We start from the raw sequence: 21,226 nt of genomic DNA, 5'->3' as shown, positions 1-21,226 counted from the left end.
CAGGCCCGGTTATAAAAGTCGCTGCCCGGAGGAATAGACTGGGGTAATTAAGACGGTGGTGAGGGGTACTTCATTGGAAGAACGTTCGGCGTCAGCGCCAACGGCACAGGAGGAAAAAAATCCTGCCGGCATGCAAGCCGGTGCGGCACCTTCTGCGCGCCCGGGCTCATTGGTACCTGTCGATAACTCAGGATCCCGCCCCACGTTTCCCGGCCGCAGGGAGCGCACACGCTCCCGGCTTGCCCGCCTGACCGGACGGGGAACCGCCACATACTCACCCATCCTCGAGCCGCTGCTGCGGACCGTACGCGCCAACAACCCCAAAGAGGACTTCGACCTCATCCAGCGTGCGTTCGACGTCGCCGAGCGCAGCCACCGCGGGCAAAAGCGCAAGAGCGGGGATCCGTATATCACCCACCCGGTGGCTGTGGCCACCATCCTTGCGGAACTGGGCCTCAGCGGCACCACACTGGCAGCCGCCCTGCTCCACGACACGGTCGAGGACACTCCCTACACCCTGGCGGACCTGAAACGGGACTTCGGGCCGGAAGTGGCCATGCTGGTGGACGGCGTCACCAAGCTCGACAAGGTCAGCTTTGGCGAGGCCGCACAGTCCGAGACGGTCCGCAAAATGGTCGTGGCCATGGCCAAGGACATCCGGGTCCTGATGATCAAGCTGGCGGACCGGCTGCACAACGCCCGCACCTGGCGCTTCGTGTCGGCTGAATCGTCCGCCCGCAAGGCCCGCGAAACCCTGGAGATCTTCGCGCCGCTGGCGCACCGGCTGGGCATGAACACCATCAAGTGGGAACTTGAGGACCTGTCCTTCGCTGCGCTCTACCCCAAGGTGTACGAAGAGATCGTGCGGATGGTGGGGGACAGGACGCCGGAGCGGGAGAAGAGCCTGGGTGTCATCCGTGACCAGATCACTGAGGACCTGCGCGCTGCCCGGATTAAAGCCACCATCACCGGCAGGCCCAAGCACTACTACTCCATCTACCAAAAGATGATTGTCCGCGACAAGGACTTCGACGACATCAACGACCTCATGGGCGTCCGCGTCCTGGTGGACTCGGTCCGGGACTGCTACGCCGCCCTGGGCACCCTGCACTCGCGCTGGAACCCCCTGCCCGGCAGGTTCAAGGACTACATCGCGATGCCCAAGTACAACATGTACCAATCCCTGCACACCACGGTGATTGGCCCCGGCGGCAAGCCGGTGGAAATCCAGATCCGCACGCACGAAATGCACCGCCGGGCGGAGTACGGTGTTGCGGCGCACTGGAAATACAAGGACCAGCCCAACCGCACCGCCGTCGGTCCCGGAAGCCCGCGCGACGGAGACATGGGGTGGCTGCGCTCACTGGTGGACTGGCAGCAGGAAACGTCCGATCCCGGCGAGTTCCTGGACTCACTGCGTTTCGAAATCAATGCGCGCGAAGTGTTCGTGTTTACGCCCAAGGGCGAAGTCATGGCGCTCCCGGCAGGATCGACTCCCGTGGACTTCGCCTATGCCGTGCACACCGAGGTGGGCCACCGCACCATCGGCGCCAGGGTCAATGGAAAGCTGGTTCCGCTCAACAGCGAGCTGAACCACGGCGACTGGGTGGAGATTTTCACCTCCAAGGCCGAGGGGGCAGGTCCCAGCCAGGACTGGCAGCATTTCGTCAAGAGCGCCAGGGCGCGCAACAAGATCCGCCAATGGTTCAGCAAGGAACGCCGCGAAGAGGCAATTGACCGCGGCAAGGAACTGCTGACCCGTGCCATGCGGAAACAGAACCTTCCGCTGCAGCGGCTGATGACGCACGAGGCCCTGGCCGCCGTGGCCGAGGAATTCAAGTACGCGGACATCTCCGGCCTGTACGCCGGTGTGGGCGACGGGCATACCTCCGCCCAGTCGGTCATGGAGAAACTCATTGAAAGCCTGGGCGGCAACGAGAGTGCCGATGATGACGTCGAAGAGGTCAGCATCCCCACCCAGGTCAGCAAGGCCCGCTTCTCCGACTCCGGCGTCGTGGTCCGTGGAGTAGGCGATGTATGGGTGAAGCTGGCGCGCTGCTGCACGCCCGTTCCGCCGGACCCGATCCTTGGCTTCGTGACCCGGGGATCCGGCGTGTCCGTGCACCGCACCGACTGCACCAACATCTCCGACCTGAAGGACCAGCCGGACCGGATCGTGGACGTGGACTGGGCACCCACCCAGTCGAGCGTCTTCCTGGTGGAAATCCAGGTTGAGGCCCTGGACCGGAAATCCCTGCTCTCGGACGTGACGCGGGTCCTGTCCGACAACCATGTCAACATCCTTGCTGCCAGCGTCCACACGTCCACCGACCGCGTGGCCATTTCAAGATTCGCTTTCGAGATGGGCGACCCCAAATACCTCAGCCACGTCCTGAGCGCCGTCCGCAGGATCGACGGAGTTTTCGACGTCTACCGCACCACCGGGAACAAGCGCCGGAGCTAGCAGGGCAAGCTTTTCCAAAGCAGCCCGCTTGTGCGGGACCCTTGGGGTGGCCTCAATGGCGCGCACCAGCAGGCGCAGCCTGACATCCTGCTGCGGCCGGGCCAGCAATCCCGCCAGGGCGGGGACGGCCCGTTCAGCATCCACATGCAGGGCGATATCGAGTGCGGTCCGCAGCGGGCTGGAGACCATCAGTCCGCCGAGGCTGATCACATCGAAGGGCCCGAGCTTCACTTCGTGCAGCGTGCAGCCCCGGGTGTTCCGGAGACTGGATACCCTTCGCTTGGCGTCCACCAGCAGCGCCAGCCTCTCCGGTTCCGCTGCGCAGCCGTAAATCCAGGCCGCCGTCATGCGCCCGGCGACAACACGTTGCCGTATGGCCGCCGGGACGATTCCGGCTGCTGCCCTGGCCCGGAGCTGCGGCGATGCCGGTATTCCGGGGAGGGTGTAGCCATGCTGGTGGAAGCGGGCCAACAGCCCGTCGGCCGCCAGGGACTGCAACTCGGGAGCGGCGAAGGGCACGCCGGGTGCGTACAGGTCGGGAAAACGCGGCGGCGCGGCCGCCTCCCCAACGTTTGCCTGACAGCCCGGCCGTACGCCGGCAGCGGTGGCTTCCCTGCCGGGACCGGCGGCGGAGGGGATTGGAGATGAGGCCATGCCTTCATCCTGCCCCGACGCCGTTAACAGGCACAGGCCCGGCCCGGAGTATGTGGATAACACCCGGACCGGGCCTGTGCCCGTCAGTTCACGACAGAAAAATCAGGCAAGCTCGCTGGCGGAACGCTGGATCTGGTCGAGCCATGCCTGGCGTGCCTCGAGTGCTTCCTGGGCGGCCTTGATCTTGCGCTGGTCGCCGCTCTTCTCAGCCCTGGCAAGGTCTTCCTGGAGCCCGGCAATTGCGGATTCCAGCTGCGAGAGCGCGCTGTTGGTGCGTGCCTTGCGCTCGGGGTTGGACCGCTGCCACTGCTCTTCCTCAGCGTGCCGCACGGCGTCTTCAACCTTCCGCAGCCCGGCCTCGACCCGGCCCATGTCCGCGCGGGGAACCTTGCCGGCTTCCTCCCAGCGGTCACGAACGGACTGAAGGGCTTTCTTGGCCGCTGCCAGGTCCTTTACCGGCAGGATGGCATTGGCCTCGGCCAGCAGCGCCTCCTTTACCGTGAGGTTTGCTGCGTACTCCTGGTCGATCTCCTCGTTGGCAGCCTGGCGGGACGTGAAGAAGACGTCCTGGGCGGCGCGGAACCTTGCCCAGAGCGCGTCGTCGTCCTTCCGGCTTGCCCGCGGTGAGGCCTTCCACTGGTCCATCAGCCGGCGGTACTCACCGGCAGCGAAGCCCCAGTCGGTTGATGTTGAGAGCGCCTCAGCCTCGGCAATCAACTTCTCCTTGGCGGCCTTCGCGGCAGAGTTGTTGCTGTCCAGCTGGGAGAAATAGGCACGGCGGTGCCGGTCGAAAACGGTGCGGGCGGCACGGAACCGCTTCCACAGGGCATCTTCGTTGCTGCGGCCCAGGCGGACGCCGCTCTTCTGGGCCGTCTTCCAGTTCTCGAAGAGCTCGTTCATCCGGGCGCTGGAGGTCTTCCACTGCGTCTGCGCCGGATCCTGGCCGGAGATTTCCTCTGCTTCAGCGACGATGGCTTCACGTGCTGCCAGCTCGGCGGCACGCACGGCGTCGTGCTCCGCCTTTTCGGCCTTTTCCAGCTCGGTGATCTGGCCTGCCAGCGCGTCCAGGCGCGCCTCCGCTGCACGGAGGTCGCCCACCATGTTGCGCTCGGCGAGCTGTTCCCGCAGGTGCGTCACGGTCTTCTGCATGTCGGTGCTGGGTGCCTTGGAGCTGACCCGCTGCTCCAGCAGGACGATCTGGGCCACGACGTCGTCGTACTTCCGCGCGAAGTAGAGCAGCGCTTCGTCGTCGCTGACACCCGGGTACTGGCCCACGGGGTGTTCGCCACCGTCGATGCTCAGGTAGACGTGTCCGTCCCCCTCCACCCGGCCCCATTTGGAGGCTTCGGCAACGGACGTACCAGGTGCAGCCGGAGCCGTAACCGCGGCCGGAGCGGCAGCGGCAGGCTTGGGACGCGACGCGAACGCTGCCGGTGACGGTGCAGACGGCCGCGGAGCGGGGGCAGGAGCCGGTGCCGCGGCAGGTGCGGAGGTCTCCGCTGCGGCGGTCCCTCCAGCCTGGTCTTCAGCGCCGTGGTCCTCGGTGGCCAGGGCCCCGCTGGCCGGGTCCCCGATGGCCTGGCTTTCGGCGGCCTGGGCTTCGTCAGCCTGCCCGTTGCCCTCATCGGAAGCGGCGGCTTCAGGGGTCACGGGGGACTGCCCGGCATTGGCATCAGTACCGCCAACCTCGGCCGGAGCCGCTGCTTCGGTCATGTCTGTTGCTGTTTCGTCGGATTTCTGACTGTCTGTCACCGCTAAAAGTCTTTCGCTTGGAGGGAAATACTCACGTACTGCACCGCGGCCTGGCCGGCCCGGCTTCCTACTTCAGAGAGAACGAGTCTATCGTGACTGGTTGTTTTGGCGCGCCGTCCGTGTCGCCGGCTCCCGGGGTGATGCCTGCGGCAGCGATGTTGGATACAACATCAAGCCCGGATGTCACCTTCCCCACCACGGTATAGCCGCCGGCAGCATCGGCCGGAATGACCGTGTCCTTGTAGACAATAAAGAACTGTGTCCCGTTGCCGTACGCGTTGTTCCCCGTGCGGGCCACGGCGATGGTGCCGGCAGGGTAGGTGTTGTCTGCGGGCGTGTTTTCCAGCGGACCCCACGTGTAATTAGGGTCGCCCTGTCCGTCCCCGTTGGGGGAGCCGCACTGCAGCACGCCGAACTGGTCCGCAGTGGTGAGCCGGTGGCATGACTTGCCGTTGAAATAGCCTTCGTCGCTGAGGGACTTGAAAACGGCTGCTGCCTGCGGAGCCTTGGTCCCGTCCACTTCCACGCCGAGCGCGCTGCCGTTCAGCAGCAGTTCGCCGGTGAACGTCTTGCCCGCCGCCGTGTCCGCGGACGGGATGTTGGGCCCGTTGGTGGCCGGCGCCGAGGGTGTCGCGGAGGCGCTTGCAGAGGTGGATGGTTCCGTCAGTCCCGCCTGCGCGGCGGCATATTCGTCCTCAGTGGGGTTTCCGGCGAAGGCGGTGAGCTGGAGGACGACGGCGAGCAGCACGGCGGCGGTTCCGGCGCCGGCGGCCACGAGGTTGTCGCGTTTCCGCCGCTTCTCCTGGTCGCGCCGGAGCTCACGCTTGGCTTCCATCTGCTGGATGCGCCGTTTTGCTTCGCGTGCACTGCGTGAACTGGCCGCCAAGGGTCCTCCTCGTCGTCGGGCTGCTGGTGCCCGGCGGTTGGCCGCGGGGCGCAGGTGTTAAGGGCCAGGCCGTGCGGGTCCGCCGCATTAGAGATGCACACGGATGACGCATAAACTGGCTGCCGCACATAGTTTATGCATGGCTGGCTGTGCTGCCGCCGAACGACCGCCGTTGCGGGCGCGGCCGGCAGCTCCGGCGCACCTTCCATTCCTAAGGAGAACCTTCCCCATGGCACGCACCGCCTCCCTGTCCGGATTCCCCGAGTGGCTTCCCGAGGAGCGGCTGGTGGAGCTGCATGTGCTCGATACCCTGCGCCGGGTTTTTGAACTGCATGGTTTCACCTCGATCGAAACCCGCGCCGTGGAGACAGTGGGCCAGCTGCTGCGCAAGGGCGAGATCGACAAGGAAGTGTACGGGCTCAGCCGGCTCCAGGAGGACGAGAGCGAGAACCCCGTTAAAGCCGGCAAGGCCGATCCCCACGCGCTTGCCCTGCATTTCGACCTGACCGTTCCCTTCGCCCGGTACGTGGTGGAAAACGCCGGCTACCTGGCCTTCCCCTTCCGCCGCTACCAGATCCAGAAAGTGTGGCGCGGCGAGCGGCCCCAGGAAGGCCGGGCCCGCGAGTTCACCCAGGCGGACATCGACGTGGTCGGCGACGGCGAGCTTCCGTTCCGCTACGACGTCGAGATCGCCTTGGTCATCGCCGAAGCACTCAGTGCGCTGCCCATCCCCGATTTCCGTCTCCGGATCAACAACCGCAAACTGGCGGAAGGCTTCTACCGGGGCATCGGACTCGATGACACCGCAGGCGTGCTGCGCAGTATTGACAAACTCGAAAAGATCGGTCCGGCAAAGGTGGCCGAACTGCTCAAGACCGAGCTCGGCGCAACCGACGAGCAGGCTGCCAAGGCGCTTCAACTGGCTGCCATCCGAACGGAAGATACGTCCTTTGTGGACCAGGTCCGTGCCCTGGGTGTCAGCAGCGAACTCCTGGACGAGGGCCTGGACGAACTGGAGCAGGTCATCGATGCCGCCGTGCAGCGGGCGCCCGGCAAGGTACTGGCGGACCTCAGCATCGCCCGTGGCCTGGACTACTACACCGGCACGGTGGTGGAAACCGTCCTGGTGGGCCACGAACAGTTGGGGTCCATCTGCTCCGGCGGCCGGTACGACGCCCTGGCGTCGAAGGGCAACCGCAAGTTCCCGGGCGTTGGCCTCTCCATCGGCGTCACCCGCCTGGTGTCCCGGATCCTGAGCCAGGACCTGGCCAAAGCCTCCCGCTCTGTTCCCACTGCAGTGCTGGTGGCCCTGAACCATGACGACAGCTGGGGCACTGCCCAGGATGTCGCCGCCCTGCTGCGCAGCCGGGGAATCCCCACCGAAGTGGCTGCCAAGGCCGAGAAGTTCGGCAAGCAGATCAAGTTCGCGGACCGCCGGGGAATCCCGTTCGTCTGGTTCACGGACGAGGACGGCACCCACCAGGTCAAGGACATCCGCACCGGCGAGCAGGTGCTGGCCGCCCCTGAAACCTGGATGCCGCCGCTGGAGGACCTGGCAGTGCAGGTTGAGACAACCGCGGCCGCCGCGGCGTCGGTCTAGCCGGGCGCTTATGTCCGGTGCCGGTGCTGCCGGAACCGCAGCACCAGCCAGCGCCCCACCACGCCGGCGGCAAGGACTGCGGCCATGGTCAGCACCGACGCAGCCGGCAAAGTGAAGGCCAGTACCACGCAGCCCACGAAACCCAGCGCGTTAAGCCACCGGGGAGCGTAGCCGGGATGGGCGGAAAGGGTGAATGCTGACGCGTTGGCTACCGCGTAGTAGACCAGCACGCCGAAGCTTGAGAAGCCCACGACGGTCATCACGTTGGTGGTCAGGAGCAGCAGGATCACGACGGCGGCCACGGCCAGTTCGGCGACGAACGGAACGGTGTGGGGACCGCCCACCCTGGCCAGAGGCCCCGGAAGATCGCGCTCCCTGGCCATGGCCAACGTTGTCCTTCCCACGCCCGTGATCAGCGCGAGGAGTGCGCCCAGGCACGCGGCCGCTGCTCCTGCCTGCACCAGCGGTGCACCCGCTGCCAGCCGGCTGTCCAGCACTGCGTCCAGCAGGGGAGTGCCCGTGGACCCCAACCGCTCTCCGAGGTGGGCCTGCAGGAGCAGGGCCAGCAGCAGGTAAATGGCGAATGCGCCCGCCAGGGCCGCCAGGATGGCGCGGGGGATGGCACGCGCCGGATTCCTGACCTCCTCGCCCAGCGTGGCGATCCGGGCATAACCGGCAAACGCGAAGAACATCAGCCCGGCGGCAGGCAGGACGCCCTCCACCCCGCCGGAATGCGCGCCTCCCGGCAGTGGCGCGGGGTGCGGACCCAGCACGGCGGCGGTGCCAACGAACACCAGTGTTGCCAGGACCAGGCACAGCAGGATCCTCGTCAGCAGGGCTGTCCTGGTGATGCCCAGCAGGTTGACGGCGGTAAGGGCCACGACGGCGGCCACGGCAACCGGGACGGCGTAGTCCCGCGCCACATAGCTGCCGAACGTCAACGCCATGGCCGCGCAGGAGGCCGTCTTGCCCGTGACGAAACCCCAGCCGGCCAGGAAGCCCGGCCATTCGCCCAGCTGTTTCCGGCCATAGACGTAGGTCCCGCCGCTGGTGGGGTACTTGGCGGCGAGGGCTGCCGATGCCACGGCGTTGCAGTACGCCACCAGCCCGGCAACAGCCACGGACAGGACCAGCAGATTCCCTGCCAGTGCCGCGGCCGGGGAGAACACCACGAACACTCCGGCACCCAGCATGGAGCCCAGTCCGATGGCGGTGGCATCAAAGGTTCCCAGCCTGCGTTGCAGCTGCTGCGGTTCGCTCATGCGGCGGCAGTCCCTTTCCAGCGGGTAAACTCGGACGGGATCGTTCCCGCAACGATCATATTGACTTCCCACTGTTTTCCCGCAGAAAGGCGTGCTGTGCTGCGCACACATGACCTCGGATCCCTTCGCTCCGAGCACATTGGACAAACCGTAACCCTGGCCGGCTGGGTGGGCCGCCGCCGTGATCACGGTGGTGTGGCATTCGTGGATTTGCGCGACGCTTCGGGCGTGGCCCAGGTGGTGGTCCGCGAGGAGGAAGTGTTCCACGGACTGCGCAATGAATACGTCCTGCAGATCAAGGGCACCGTTTCCAGGCGTCCTGAAGGCAACGAGAACCCGGCGCTGGCCACGGGCGAAATCGAGGTCATCGCCGAGGACGTCACCGTCCTCAACACCTCCGACCCGCTGCCGTTCCAGATCGACGAGCACGTGGAAGTCGGCGAGGAAGCGCGCCTCAAGCACCGCTACCTGGACCTGCGCCGTCCCGGCCCCAGCCGCAACCTGCGCCTCCGCTCCGAGGCAAACCGGGTGGCGCGCGAACTGCTCCACCATGAGGGCTTCGTGGAGATCGAGACGCCCACGCTGACACGTTCGACGCCGGAAGGCGCCCGTGACTTCCTGGTTCCGGCACGCCTGGCTCCGGGGTCCTGGTACGCGCTGCCGCAGTCCCCGCAGCTGTTCAAGCAGCTGCTGCAGGTGGGCGGCTTCGAAAAGTACTACCAGATTGCCCGCTGCTACCGGGACGAGGACTTCCGCGCGGACCGCCAGCCGGAATTCACCCAGCTGGACATTGAGGCCAGCTTCGTGGACCAGGACGACGTGATCCGGCTGGGCGAAAACATCGTCAAGGCGGTGTGGCAGCTCATCGGCGTCGACATCCCCACGCCCATCCAGCGGATCACGTACGCCGACGCGATGGCGCGCTACGGCTCGGACAAGCCGGACCTGCGCTTTGGCCAGGAACTGACCGAGCTCACGGATTTCTTCAAGGACACCAACTTCGGCGTCTTCAAGGCACCCTACGTTGGGGCCGTCGTCATGCCCGGCGGCGCGTCGCAGGCACGCCGTGCCCTTGATGCCTGGCAGGAGTGGGCCAAGCAGCGCGGCGCCAAGGGCCTGGCGTATGTCCTCTACAAGGAGGACGGCGAGCTCGCCGGACCGGTCGCCAAGAACCTCACCGAGTTCGAGCGCGCCGGCCTGGCTGACGCCGTGGGCGCCAAGCCCGGGGACTGCATCTTCTTCGCCGCGGGTGAGAAGACGCCGTCGCGGGCCCTGCTGGGTGCTGCACGCGTGGAGATCGGCCACCGTACCGGCCTGATCGATCCCAACGCCTGGGCTTTCTGCTGGGTGGTGGACGCGCCGATGTTCGAGCCCGCAGCAGCCGCTGTTGCCTCCGGTGACGTCGCCGTCGGCGGAGGGCAGTGGACCGCCGTCCACCACGCCTTCACCTCGCCCAAGCCCGAGTTCCTTGACACCTTCGACAAGGATCCGGAATCGGCGCTCTCCTACGCCTACGACATCGTGTGCAACGGCAACGAAATCGGCGGCGGCTCCATCCGTATCCACCAGCGGGACGTGCAGGAGCGCGTCTTCGAGCTGATGGGCCTGGACAAGGAGGACGCCCAGACCAAGTTCGGCTTCCTGCTGGAGGGCTTTAAGTACGGCGCCCCGCCGCACGGCGGAATCGCCTTCGGCTGGGACCGCGTGGTTTCGCTGCTGGCGGGCGTCGAGTCCATCCGCGACGTCATCGCCTTCCCGAAGTCCGGCGGCGGCCACGACCCCCTCACCGATGCCCCGGCCCCCATCACGCCGCAGCAGCGCAAGGAGGCAGGCGTGGACTTCAAGCCGGAGGCCAAAAAGCCGGAAGTGAAGAAGCCCGAAGAGAAGCAGTAGCATCACGCAACGCTGCCGCAAGGCAGCGGCCAAGGGAGGTTCCCCGGATCACCGGGGAACCTCCCGCCTTTAACGAAGGAGCTGTCAGTTGTCCGCCCCGGGCAAAAGTGAACCCGCACCACTGGACCTCGAAGCCGCCATGGATGCCGCCTGGCCGGCCCTGGAACGGTACGACGCCGGGGGCTGGGTCCTGCGCGCAGCAGGCGGAGTGACCCAGCGCGCCAACTCCATCTGGCCGCGTGCCGTCACCGCGGATTTGCAAGGTGACAGCCTCCGGGGCCTGCTCGCCGACGCCAGGTCCTGGTACCGCAGCCGCCGGCTGCCGGTCATCTTCCAGCTGTTCGACACCCCCGCAACAGCCGCGCTGCACGACCTGCTCGACGCTGAAGGCTTCACCCGGCAATCCGGGACCGTAGTCATGACCCGCGGCCCGATGACTGGAGGAACCGCGGACGCTGCCGTTGAAGTTTCCCGGGAACCCTCCGCGGACTGGCTGCGCGTCTGGTGGGAGGTGGACGGGCGCGGCGGGGAGGACGCCCTCGCCACCGCCAGGGAAATCCTGCTGGGCTGTCCTTCGATTTACGCGCTTGTCCGTGACGGAGCCGGGCTGCCCGCCGCCGTCGGGCGCCTCGCCCTTCCCGCCGGAAGCGCCCAGGGCGGGCTGTACTGCATGGCCACCCGGGCTGAAGCGCGCCGCCGCGGCTACGGAACTGCTGTCCTCCAGTCCTTGCTGCAGGCCGGTGCGGAGCAGGGGGCGGGGAAGTACTGGCTCCTTGTCACCGCCGCCAACCATGGGGCGCAGGCGATGTATGCCAACGCCGGGTTCACGGAAGCCGGGCGTTACCTGTACCGGCAGGAACGCCCCCGCCGCGCCCTGACAGGCTGCTGACCAGGCAACAGCCGTGCGCTATCCGGATGCGTCGGTCACCGTGATCCGGACCGAGCAGGCGTCCACCGCGGCCTTCTTCAACACGGCGGCCCGGGGCTCGGCGACGTCGAGCCACGCGAGGCGTGGCAGGCGAGCGTAGTCACGCAGGGCAGGTTCCTGGAGGACAAGGTCGGCCAGGGGCCGGTCGCCGCCGGGCACCAGGTACTCGAAGGCCGCACTACGGAACACGTCCGCCGCCTGGCCGGCCACGGCCGCAACCAAAGCGTCCGCCTGGTTGGAACGGCGGCGGGCAAACCGCTGCTGGGACTGTCCGCCCGCAGCCGTACGGGACTGGACGTACCTGGTGCCTGCCTTGGATGCCAGCAGGATGCCTTCGCTTGCCACCCCTATGCCGTAACCGCCGCGCCGCACCAGCAGCAGGCCCAGCCGTCGCGGTTGGGCCGCAAGGGCGGCCAGCCGCTCCAGCGCTCCGCTGCCGCGTCCCGGGCGTCCGTCGGCCGGCCACGGCGCCTGCAGGAGCGCTTCGGTGCCGTCGGCCGCCACCAGGCGGAGGCCGTCGTCGTCATCCTGCAGCCGGTAACCGCCATGCGAGGCGCCGAACCGGTCGGCCCAGCCCGGCAGCCGGCTGCCGGGCACGAACGCGGTGCGGACGGACGGCGGCCCGCCGTGGGCAACGGTGGCAGGCATGGGAGTTCCTTTGGTGTCAGGGCCGGGCGGAAGACGGAGGCGAAAAGCAGCGGTGGACTGGAAGTAGCCTATCTATGTGGATGATCTCTTCGGGCACGGACCAGAAAACGACGACGACGGTCCCGTCTCCGGGGCAAGCACCGGTTCCGGGGGCCAGGGTTCCAGGGGGCAGGGTTCCCGTAGCCAAGGTTCGCCGCGCAGTCCGCTGGCCGTCCGGATGCGGCCCCGCACCCTGGACGAAGTGGTGGGCCAGCAGCACCTGCTCGGCCAGGGTTCGCCGCTGCGGCAGCTGGCCGCAGGCGCCGGGGCGGACAGTACGGGCCCGGCCGGTCCCACCTCCCTCATCCTCTGGGGGCCGCCCGGTACGGGAAAGACCACGCTGGCGCACGTCATCGCGCGCGGACCGGGACGGAAATTCGTGGAACTGTCCGCCATCACCGCCGGCGTCAAGGACGTCCGCCGCGTCATGGACGACGCCCTGACGGCCAGGGACCTGTACAAGACCACCACGGTGCTGTTCCTTGACGAGATCCACCGCTTCAACAAGGCCCAGCAGGACGCGCTGCTTCCCGGCGTCGAAAACCGTTGGGTGGTCCTGGTGGCTGCCACCACGGAGAATCCTTCCTTTTCGGTGGTCTCACCCCTGCTGTCCCGCTCCCTGCTCCTCACGCTCAGGCCGCTGACGGATGCCGACATCGAGGGCCTCCTGGTGCGGGCCGTCGAGGACCCGCGCGGGCTGGGCGGGAAGGTCCGGCTCAGCGACGAAGCGCTGGAACACCTGGTCCGGCTGTCCGGCGGGGACGCGCGAAGGGCGCTCACTGCATTGGAGGCTGCGGCCGGCGTCGCCTTCGGTGACGCGGACGACGTCGAACGTTCCGTGGGGGAGGAGGGTGCAGCTGCTGAGCCGGTCACTGCTGAGCCGGTCACCGTGGAGTTGCGCCACACCGAGCGTGCGCTGGATGCGGCCGCCGTCCGCTATGACCGTGCCGGTGACCAGCACTACGACGTGGCCAGCGCATTCATCAAGTCCATCAGGGGCTCGGACGTGGATGCTGCCCTGCATTACCTTGCCCGGATGCTTGAAGCCGGGGAGGACCCGCGGTTCGTGGCGCGGCGGATCGTCATCTCGGCGGCAGAGGATGTGGGCATGGCCGACCCCACGGCGCTGCAGACCGCCGTGGCCGCGGCGCAGGCGGTGCAGCTGATCGGGATGCCGGAGGGACGGATCATCCTGGCTGAGGCCGTGGTCCACCTCGCCACCGCGCCAAAATCGAATGCCGCCTACATGGGCATCAACAAAGCCATCGCGGACGTGCGCGCGGGACTCGGCGTCGGCATTCCCGCGCATCTGCGGGATGCGCACTACCCGGGCTCCAAGCAGCTGGGACACGGCGTGGGGTACAAGTACGCCCACGACGCCCCGCACGCGGTGGCAACGCAGCAGTACCCGCCGGACGACCTGGTGGGCCGCGACTACTACCAGCCCACCGGCAACGGAGCGGAACGGGACATCGCCCAGCGGCTGGAGCGGTTGCGGAAGATTGTGCGGGGCAAGTAGCCGCCATGGTAGGCTGGATGTTCGTCTGGCAAGGCACGGACGCACAATCTCCCCAATTCGTTGAGAAGGTTATGCCCTGCGCCCAGTAGCAAAAGGCAGCGGTTGGCCGATGCTCTCCATCGTGGAGGCCAGTAACACTGACACACCGCAGATATTGGAAGGACACTAGTGGCTAACAACACTCGTGCTCGCCGTCAGGCCCGCCTCTCGCGGTCCCTCGGCATCGCTCTGACCCCCAAGGCCGCCAAGTACATGGAGCGCCGCCCGTACGGCCCCGGTGAGCATGGCCGTGCCCGCAAGAAGCAGGACTCCGACTACGCCGTACGTCTGCGCGAAAAGCAGCGTCTGCGCGCCCAGTACGGCATCCGCGAAGCACAGATGACCCGTGCCTTCGAAGAAGCCCGCCGCACCAAGGGCCTGACCGGTGAAAACCTCATCGAGCTGCTCGAAATGCGTCTCGACGCCCTGGTCCTGCGTGCCGGCTTCGCCCGCACCATCGCCCAGGCCCGCCAGCTGGTTGTGCACCGCCACATCATGGTTGACGGCGTCCGCGTTGACCGCCCGTCGTTCCGCGTCGGCGAGGGCCAGCTGGTCCACGTCCACAGCCGCAGCGAGACCATGGTTCCGCTCCAGGTTGCCGCAGCCGGCGCACACCGCGACGTCCTGCCTGCCGTTCCGGCCTACCTGGACGTCAAGCTGGAAGCCCTGCAGGCACGCCTGGTCCGCCGCCCCAAGCGTTCGGAAATCCCGGTGACCTGCGAAGAGCAGCTCGTCGTCGAATTCTACGCACGCTAAATCCCAGCAGCGTATCCAAAGAAGCCCGTGGCACGCGCCGCGGGCTTCTTTGTATGTAAGGTACTTGGGGGACATCTGCGCAACGGGCATTCCGTCACGCCGCGGATGGGGCTCAATCACAGAATTTCGAGGAGATGAACGTCTATGACTGGTGGCGATATTGCCGGCCTGATCGCTGCCGGGGTGTTCGCGCTCCTGGTGCTGCTGCTCGCGGTCCCCATCCTGAAGCTGGGGAAAGTCTTCGACGAAGTGCGGACTGCCATCAGGTCCATCAGCGACGGCGCCACGCCCCTGATGGATGAGGTAACGGCCACCGTTTCCACCACCAACCAGCAGTTGAAGAAGGTGGACGGTATCGCGTCCAACGTCTCCGACGCATCCGCCAACATTTCCGCCCTGTCCTCGCTGGTGGCCGCCACGGTAGGCTCGCCGCTGATCAAGGTTGCGGCGTTCAGCTACGGCGTGCGCAGCGCCGTCGCCAACCGCCGGAAGCCCGCTGCCGGCCGCCGCAGCCGCTAGATTCGAAGAGAACGAATATGAAAAGAATTGTCTGGATGGGAATCGGCGTGGCCATTGGGGTCATTGCCTTCCGCAAAGTGAGCCAGGCCCAGTCCACTCTTGGACCTGAGGGCCTCAACCGTGCGGTAGGGCGTCTTGCCGACGGGGTGTACGACTTCGCGGATGCCGTCCGCGCAGGGATGCGCGAACGGGAAACCGACCTGCGGACCGCCCTTGGCGTCGAGTCCGCGGAACTGGTCCGCCGCTGAGCCCGCGGGGCACAACCGGCACCAGCCAACAACCGGCAGGAACCCGATCCGGGAACCTTGCCACCTGAACGAAATTTCCGTGCCGCCCGGCGGGACGGACCAAGAAGGGTAAGAAAACAGCTCATGAAGTCGCAGGAGATCACAAAGCGCTGGGTGGACTTTTTTGTCAGCAAGGGCCACACTGCGGTTCCCTCCGCATCGCTGGTCTCCAGCGACCCCTCCCTGCTGTTCACGGTGGCCGGCATGGTCCCGTTCATTCCGTACCTCACTGCCCGCGAGGAAGCGCCCTACTCCCGCGCCACCAGCGTGCAGAAGTGCATCCGCACCGGCGACATCGAGGAAGTGGGCAAGACTGCCCGCCACGGCACCTTCTTCCAGATGTGCGGCAACTTCTCGTTCGGCGACTACTTCAAGGAAGACGCCATCAAGTTCGCCTGGGAGCTCCTCACCAAGAGCGTTGACGACGGCGGCTACGGCCTTGCGCCCGAACGTCTGTGGGTGACGGTCTACGAAGAGGACGACGAAGCCGAGGAACTGTGGCTGAAGAACACCGGCGTCCCGGCTGAACGCATCCAGCGGATGGGGAAGTCGGACAACTACTGGCACACCGGCCAGCCCGGACCCGCCGGCCCCTGCTCCGAGATCTACTACGACCGCGGTCCCGCCTACGGCGTTGACGGCGGCCCCATCGCCGACGAGAACCGCTACGTCGAGATCTGGAACCTGGTGTTCATGCAGTACCAGATCGAAAACGTCCGCTCCAAGGTGGACTTCGACGTCGTCGGCGAGCTGCCCAAGAAGAACATCGACACGGGCCTGGGCATGGAACGCCTTGCCATGATCCTGCAGGGCGTCGAGAACATGTACGAGACCGACCAGGTGCGGCCGGTCATCGACAAGGCCGCCGAACTGTCCGGCAGGGAATACACCTCCGCCGAAACCCCGGACGACCCCCACCACACCGACGACGTGCGCATGCGCGTGGTGGCCGACCACATCCGGTCGGCACTGATGCTGATCTCCGACGGCGTGACCCCCTCCAACGAGGGCCGCGGATACGTCCTGCGCCGCCTCATCCGGCGTGCCGTCCGTTCCATGCGCCTCCTGGGTGTGGAACAGGCCTGCCTGCCTGATCTGCTGCCCGTCTCGCGCGACGCCATGAAGGGCGTCTACCCGGTGGTGGAGACCGATTTCGACCGGATCAGCCGCATTGCCTACGCCGAAGAGAAGGCGTTCCTGCGCACCATCGCGTCCGGCACCGCCCGGTTGGAAGAGGCCGTGAAGGAATCCAAGGCCGCCAACAAGCCGCTGTCCGGTGCGGACGCCTTCACGCTGCACGACACTTACGGCTTCCCCATCGACCTCACGCTGGAGATGGCGGAGGAAGCGGGACTCAAAGTGGATGAGGCGGCCTTCCGCGGCCTCATGCAGGAACAGCGCCAGCGCGCCCAGGCCGATGCCAAGGGCAAGAAGGGCGGCCACGCCGACCTCACCGTCTTCCAGGACATCCTGGCCCAGGGCGAGACGGTCTTCACCGGGTACACCGAGCTTGAGGGCGAGTCGCGCGTTCGCGGCCTGCTCAGCGCCGGCCGCCAGGTGCAGCAGGCCGCCACCGGCGACGAGATCGAACTCGTCCTGGCCGAAACCCCCTTCTACGCCGAAGCCGGCGGCCAGGCCGCCGACACCGGCCTGATCACCGGTGACGGATTCGTCGTCGAGGTCCTGGACGTCCAGCGGCCCGTAAAGGGCCTGAGTGTCCACAAGGCGATTGTCCGCGAAGGCGAAATCGGCGCTGACTCGCTGGTGCGCGCCGCCGTCGACCGTGAACGCCGCCATGCCGCTGAGCAGGCCCACACGGGCACGCACATCGTGCATGCCGCGCTGCACCAGATCCTTGGTCCGGAGGCCACCCAGCGTGGATCCTTCAACAAGGCGGGGTACCTGCGCTTCGACTTCGCCTGGGGCGAAGGCCTGAGCACCGCCACGCGGTCCGAAATAGAGGAAGTCTCCAATCTGGCCATCCGCAACAACTACGCGGTGGAAACGAAGATCATGGGGCTGGCAGAAGCGAAGGCCATGGGCGCCATGGCCCTTTTCGGGGAGAACTACGGCAGCGAGGTGCGCGTGGTGGAGATCGACGGCGCGTGGTCACGCGAGCTGTGCGGCGGCACCCACGTTGCCAACACCTCGCTGATCGGCAGCCTGTCGCTCCTGGGCGAACAGTCCGTCGGCTCGGGCAACCGCCGCGTGGAGGCTTTCGTTGGCATGGAGGCCTTCCGCCACCTTGCGGCTGAGCGTGCCCTGGTGACCGAACTGACGGACCTGTTGAAGGTCCCGTCCGGCCAGCTCGCCGACAGGATTTCCGCCACCCTGGCCAAGTTGAAGGCCACCGAGAAGGAACTGGACCGGCTCCGCAAGGAACAGCTGGCCGCTTCCGCTGCGCAGCTGGTCAACACCGCCCAGGACGCCGCAGGCGTCAAGGTGCTGGCCCACGACGCCGGCACCGTCAGCGGAGCCGATGACCTTCGCGGCCTGGCCCTTGACCTGCGCAACCGGCTCGGTTCGGCAGCTGCCGCCGTGGCTGTGGCCGGCGTCGCCAACGACCGTCCACTGATCCTGGTAGCCACCAATGAGGCAGCCAGGGAGGCCGGCGTCAAGGCCGGTGCCCTGGTCCGGGTGGCTGCCGGTGTCCTCGGTGGTGGTGGCGGCGGCAAGGACGACGTCGCCCAGGGCGGCGGAACCGACGCCGGAAAGGTCGGCGCTGCCCTGGCAGCCGTCGTCGACGCCATTTCAAGGCGCTAACCACGTTATGACCGATCCTGTTGCTGCCGGCGGCTACCCCCAGGGCGTCAAACTGGGGGTGGACGTCGGCACCGTCCGGGTGGGCGTGGCCGTCTGCGACCGCGACTCCATCCTTGCCACGCCGTACAAGACCCTCGACCGGAATGCCAGGAAAAACTCGGACGTGCGCGTCATCGCCAAACTGGCGGAGGAACTCGGCGCGGTGCAGGTTATCGTCGGGCTGCCCAGGACGATGAAGGGCGAAGAACATGCCTCGGCCAGGATGGCCACGGACTATGCCCTCCTCCTCGCCGCGGAGTTTTCACGGCGCGGTCTTGCCGTTCCGGTGAACCTCGTGGATGAGCGCCTCAGCAGTGTCACGGCCCACCGGAACCTGCACGAAGCTGGCATGAGCAGCAGGGACCACCGTAAAGTAGTGGATCAGGTCGCGGCGGCGGGTATTCTTCAGCACGCCATCGACATGCAGAAAGCCAGGGGAGCGGATGTCGGCTCACGCGTGACAGCGCCACCCCCGTCCGTGGACCTGGGGGCCGGTGGGACGGACGAAACCGTCCGCGCCATCCCCGCAGACACGGCCCAATCTTCAGATAATGGAAGGCAACAGTGAGCCCTGCCAACATTGACGACACCTTCGGCCGGCTGGATACCGGGGCTGGGAGGCCGTTGACCCGCAAGGAACTGCGGGCACGGGAGAAGAGCCTCAATACCGGTGGCCAGGACGCCGTGCCCGAGCAGGCCTATGAAACCGGCGACGTCCCGCCGCCCCCGGCCGCACCGCCTGCGGCGCCGTCGCCAGCAGCGGCGCCCACGTTTGCTCCGCTGCCCGGCGCAGGTGATGTTCCTGCGGCACCGGAGGCACCCCCGTCCATCCAGGACGAAGAGCCCGCAGGTCCTTCCCACGCGGACCCTTTCGACGGCGACGCTGCCGCCCCGGACGCCCCTGCGCCCCTTGGACATCACGACGACGTCCCGCACCATGGCAACGTCGGCGGCCATGACGCCGTCGGACACCAGGACGCTGTCACGCTTCATGACGATGTGCACCATGAAGTCGCCCTGCACCACGACGCCGCCGGGCACCAAGACCACGTGCACCACGCAGCGGACCTGCACCACCCGGACCTGCACGACTACCAGGAAGTGCACGACGACCATGTCCACCACGCCGCCGGATACCACGACGATGCCCACGTGGACGCACCGCACCACGATGTCCACCACCACGACGCGGACCATGGATTGCTGCCCGGCTCATCGGCAGCCCAGGTAGTGCCGCGCCCCTCGAAGAAGGTCCGGCGCCGGCGCAGGCTGCTCGCCCTGTTCCTGACCCTTGCCGTTTTTGTGGCGGCTGTGGCCGTGGGAGCCCAGTTCCTCAAGCCACTCCTGGGCAACGGCAAGCCTTCGGACTTCCCGGGTCCCGGATCGGGTGAGGTCCGGATCACGGTGGCAAGCGGCGAGGGAACCCGATCGGTCGCCACGGAACTGGAGAACCAGCGCGTCGTGGCCAACGCCGACACGTTCATGCAGGCGTTCCATGCCTCCGGCGGCACATTGTCGCCGGGCGACTACACCTTCAAAACCGAGATGAAGAACGCGGACGCGGTCAACATCCTGGCGGGCAAGGACAAGACGAAGGTCATTTACTTCGCCCTTAGCGCGGGCCTCAGGATTGGCGAATCGCTGCAGGCGATCTCGGAGGGCTCGGGGATTTCCGTGCAGCAGCTGCAGGCCCTCAGCAACCAGCCCGCACAGTTTGGCCTGCCCGCCAACGCCAAGAACCTCGAAGGCTACCTGGCACCGGGTGAGTACCGTTTCCCGCTGGGAACCCCGGCCAAGGACATCCTGCAGGCGCTGGTGAAGTCCACCACCGATGAACTCGTGTCGCAGGGCATCACGGACCCCGCCAAGCAGTACCAGGCCGTTATCGTGGCCAGCATTGTCCAGGCCGAGGGCGGACAGGCAGACTACGGTGACGTGGCGGGCGCCATTTACAACCGGCTCAAGCCCAATGACCAGACCGGTGGCTTCCTGCAGGTTGACTCCGCCGTCACGTACGGCCTTGGCACCCGGAGCTTCAACTTCACGGACGAGCAGCGCCAGGACAAATCCAACCCCTACAACACCTACGCCAATCCGGGGCTGCCGCCGGGACCCATCGGTTCTCCCGGCAAGACCGCCATCGATGCGGCCGCCCGGCCCAAAGCCAATGACTACCTGTACTGGGTGACCATCAATTTGGACACCAAGGAAACCAAGTTCGCCAAGACACTGGCTGAACACAACGCGTACGTCGAGCAGTACAACGCGTGGTGCCAGGCCAACGCGGGCCGCTGCACATGACTCTGCGGGCTGCCGTGCTGGGCCACCCGATCAGCCACTCGAAATCCCCGGCGCTGCATCTCTCGGCATACGGGCAGCTGGGCGCGGGCATCAGCTACACGGCCATCGACGTCACAGAGGAGTTGCTGCCGTCCTTCATGCGCCAGATCCGGCACCAGCCGGGCTGGCGCGGGCTCTCCGTCACGATGCCGTTGAAGACGGCGATGCTCCAGGAAGTGGACGAGGTACGGGGAGTCGCGCAGACCCTCGGCGTGGTGAACACCGTTACCTTCGAGGACTCAGCCGGCGGCATCAAGACGGTGGGCTCCAACACGGACGTTGCCGGGATCGTCAACGCCCTGTGCCATGCGGGCACCCCCGCAGCACCAACGGCTGTCATCCTTGGTGGCGGCGGGACCGCTGCATCGGCCATCGCTGCCCTGAAGGAACTGGGCACCGGAACGGTGCAGGTCTTCGTCCGCGATGCCTCACGCACAGCAGATGTCCGTGCAGCCGCGGACAGCCTGGGAGTTGCCCTGGAGGTCCGCCCCCTGGCTGGAGCCGCGCGCCCCACGTCGGAAGCCGACGTCGTGATTTCCACCCTGCCGCCCCGTGCGGCAGACGGACTCGCAGCCGAAGTGGCCGCCTTGAAAGCTCCGACGCCCGGCGTGCTGCTGGATGTTGCCTACGATCCGTGGCCCAGCCTGGTTGCCTCGGTATGGCAGGCCGGCGGTGGCCGCGTGGTGCCGGGGCTGGAGATGTTGCTTTACCAGGCAGTGGAGCAGGTGCGGCTCTTCACCCGTCGCGGGGAAGACGTTAATGCAGCTGTCATAGATGTGATGTGTGACGCAGTCGGCCTTGCCCGGCGGGCGTTCTGACCGCCCTACGTGGCAGGATG

General features: G+C 66.9%; 17 protein-coding genes. 12 read left to right on the top strand and 5 right to left on the bottom strand.

The window, feature by feature from the left end; all coding sequences use genetic code 11:
• Positions 1-73: 73 nt before the first annotated feature.
• Positions 74-2,464, top strand: coding sequence for a RelA/SpoT family protein (locus tag ACEN9K_RS12375; protein WP_026265777.1), 2,391 nt, complete (start codon positions 74-76; stop codon positions 2,462-2,464).
• Here ACEN9K_RS12375 and ACEN9K_RS12370 read toward each other — a convergent pair.
• The 3 genes from ACEN9K_RS12370 to ACEN9K_RS12360 form a co-directional block, all read right to left on the bottom strand.
• Entirely contained in the window at positions 2,345-3,118 is a 774-nt protein-coding gene (locus ACEN9K_RS12370) for a hypothetical protein (protein ID WP_495634473.1), read from the bottom strand. The genes ACEN9K_RS12375 and ACEN9K_RS12370 overlap by 120 nt on opposite strands.
• Before the next feature lie 102 nt (positions 3,119-3,220).
• A complete protein-coding gene (locus ACEN9K_RS12365) occupies positions 3,221-4,870 on the bottom strand; it encodes a DUF349 domain-containing protein (protein ID WP_495634472.1) in 1,650 nt (549 codons plus the stop codon).
• Between the two features lie 67 nt (positions 4,871-4,937).
• A complete protein-coding gene (locus ACEN9K_RS12360) occupies positions 4,938-5,756 on the bottom strand; it encodes a peptidylprolyl isomerase (protein WP_134164700.1) in 819 nt (272 codons plus the stop codon).
• Positions 5,757-5,985: 229 nt separating this feature from the next.
• Between ACEN9K_RS12360 and hisS the strand changes: the two genes are divergently transcribed.
• Complete coding sequence (gene hisS, locus ACEN9K_RS12355; RefSeq protein ID WP_018769329.1) at positions 5,986-7,356, top strand: histidine--tRNA ligase; 1,371 nt, start codon at positions 5,986-5,988, stop codon at positions 7,354-7,356.
• 8 nt (positions 7,357-7,364) lie between these two features.
• On the opposite strand, the gene ACEN9K_RS12350 is transcribed toward hisS, so the two are convergent.
• Entirely contained in the window at positions 7,365-8,618 is a 1,254-nt protein-coding gene (locus tag ACEN9K_RS12350; protein WP_056390475.1) for an APC family permease, read from the bottom strand.
• Positions 8,619-8,714: 96 nt separating this feature from the next.
• On the opposite strand from ACEN9K_RS12350, the gene aspS reads away from it, so the two are divergent.
• Both aspS and ACEN9K_RS12340 read left to right on the top strand, forming a co-directional pair.
• On the top strand, positions 8,715-10,511 hold the full coding sequence (aspS, locus tag ACEN9K_RS12345) for an aspartate--tRNA ligase (protein WP_018769327.1): 1,797 nt from the start codon (positions 8,715-8,717) through the stop codon (positions 10,509-10,511).
• Positions 10,512-10,599: 88 nt separating this feature from the next.
• On the top strand, positions 10,600-11,400 hold the full coding sequence (locus tag ACEN9K_RS12340; RefSeq protein WP_495634471.1) for a GNAT family N-acetyltransferase: 801 nt from the start codon (positions 10,600-10,602) through the stop codon (positions 11,398-11,400).
• 18 nt (positions 11,401-11,418) lie between these two features.
• Here ACEN9K_RS12340 and ACEN9K_RS12335 read toward each other — a convergent pair whose 3' ends face one another.
• Positions 11,419-12,087: an acVLRF1 family peptidyl-tRNA hydrolase gene (locus tag ACEN9K_RS12335; RefSeq protein ID WP_056390471.1), complete on the bottom strand. Its 669-nt coding sequence runs from the start codon at positions 12,085-12,087 to the stop codon at positions 11,419-11,421.
• A gap of 76 nt (positions 12,088-12,163) precedes the next feature.
• On the opposite strand from ACEN9K_RS12335, the gene ACEN9K_RS12330 reads away from it, so the two are divergent.
• The 8 genes from ACEN9K_RS12330 (at position 12,164) to ACEN9K_RS12295 (ending at position 21,206) form a co-directional block, all read left to right on the top strand.
• Positions 12,164-13,645, top strand: coding sequence for a replication-associated recombination protein A (locus ACEN9K_RS12330; RefSeq protein WP_056390468.1), 1,482 nt, complete (start codon positions 12,164-12,166; stop codon positions 13,643-13,645).
• Between the two features lie 168 nt (positions 13,646-13,813).
• A complete protein-coding gene (gene rpsD, locus ACEN9K_RS12325) occupies positions 13,814-14,440 on the top strand; it encodes a 30S ribosomal protein S4 (RefSeq protein ID WP_009357431.1) in 627 nt (208 codons plus the stop codon).
• Positions 14,441-14,584: 144 nt separating this feature from the next.
• Positions 14,585-14,959 carry a DUF948 domain-containing protein gene (locus tag ACEN9K_RS12320; protein ID WP_018769323.1) on the top strand — a complete coding sequence of 125 codons (375 nt, stop codon included), beginning with the start codon at positions 14,585-14,587 and terminating at the stop codon, positions 14,957-14,959.
• A 17-nt stretch (positions 14,960-14,976) separates the two neighbouring features.
• Entirely contained in the window at positions 14,977-15,207 is a 231-nt protein-coding gene (locus tag ACEN9K_RS12315; RefSeq protein ID WP_222430050.1) for a DUF6167 family protein, read from the top strand.
• A 123-nt stretch (positions 15,208-15,330) separates the two neighbouring features.
• On the top strand, positions 15,331-18,009 hold the full coding sequence (gene alaS, locus ACEN9K_RS12310) for an alanine--tRNA ligase (protein WP_142072760.1): 2,679 nt from the start codon (positions 15,331-15,333) through the stop codon (positions 18,007-18,009).
• 7 nt (positions 18,010-18,016) lie between these two features.
• Positions 18,017-18,616, top strand: coding sequence for a Holliday junction resolvase RuvX (gene ruvX, locus ACEN9K_RS12305; protein ID WP_056390463.1), 600 nt, complete (start codon positions 18,017-18,019; stop codon positions 18,614-18,616).
• Entirely contained in the window at positions 18,613-20,349 is a 1,737-nt protein-coding gene (mltG, locus tag ACEN9K_RS12300) for an endolytic transglycosylase MltG (RefSeq protein ID WP_056390459.1), read from the top strand. The genes ruvX and mltG overlap by 4 nt, the downstream gene beginning before the upstream one ends.
• A complete protein-coding gene (locus ACEN9K_RS12295; RefSeq protein ID WP_056390456.1) occupies positions 20,346-21,206 on the top strand; it encodes a shikimate dehydrogenase in 861 nt (286 codons plus the stop codon). The genes mltG and ACEN9K_RS12295 overlap by 4 nt, the downstream gene beginning before the upstream one ends.
• Positions 21,207-21,226: the final 20 nt, after the last annotated feature.

Source organism: Pseudarthrobacter sp. Pseusp20 (assembly GCF_059492155.1).
This window is presented reverse-complemented; position numbering and strand designations above follow the sequence as displayed.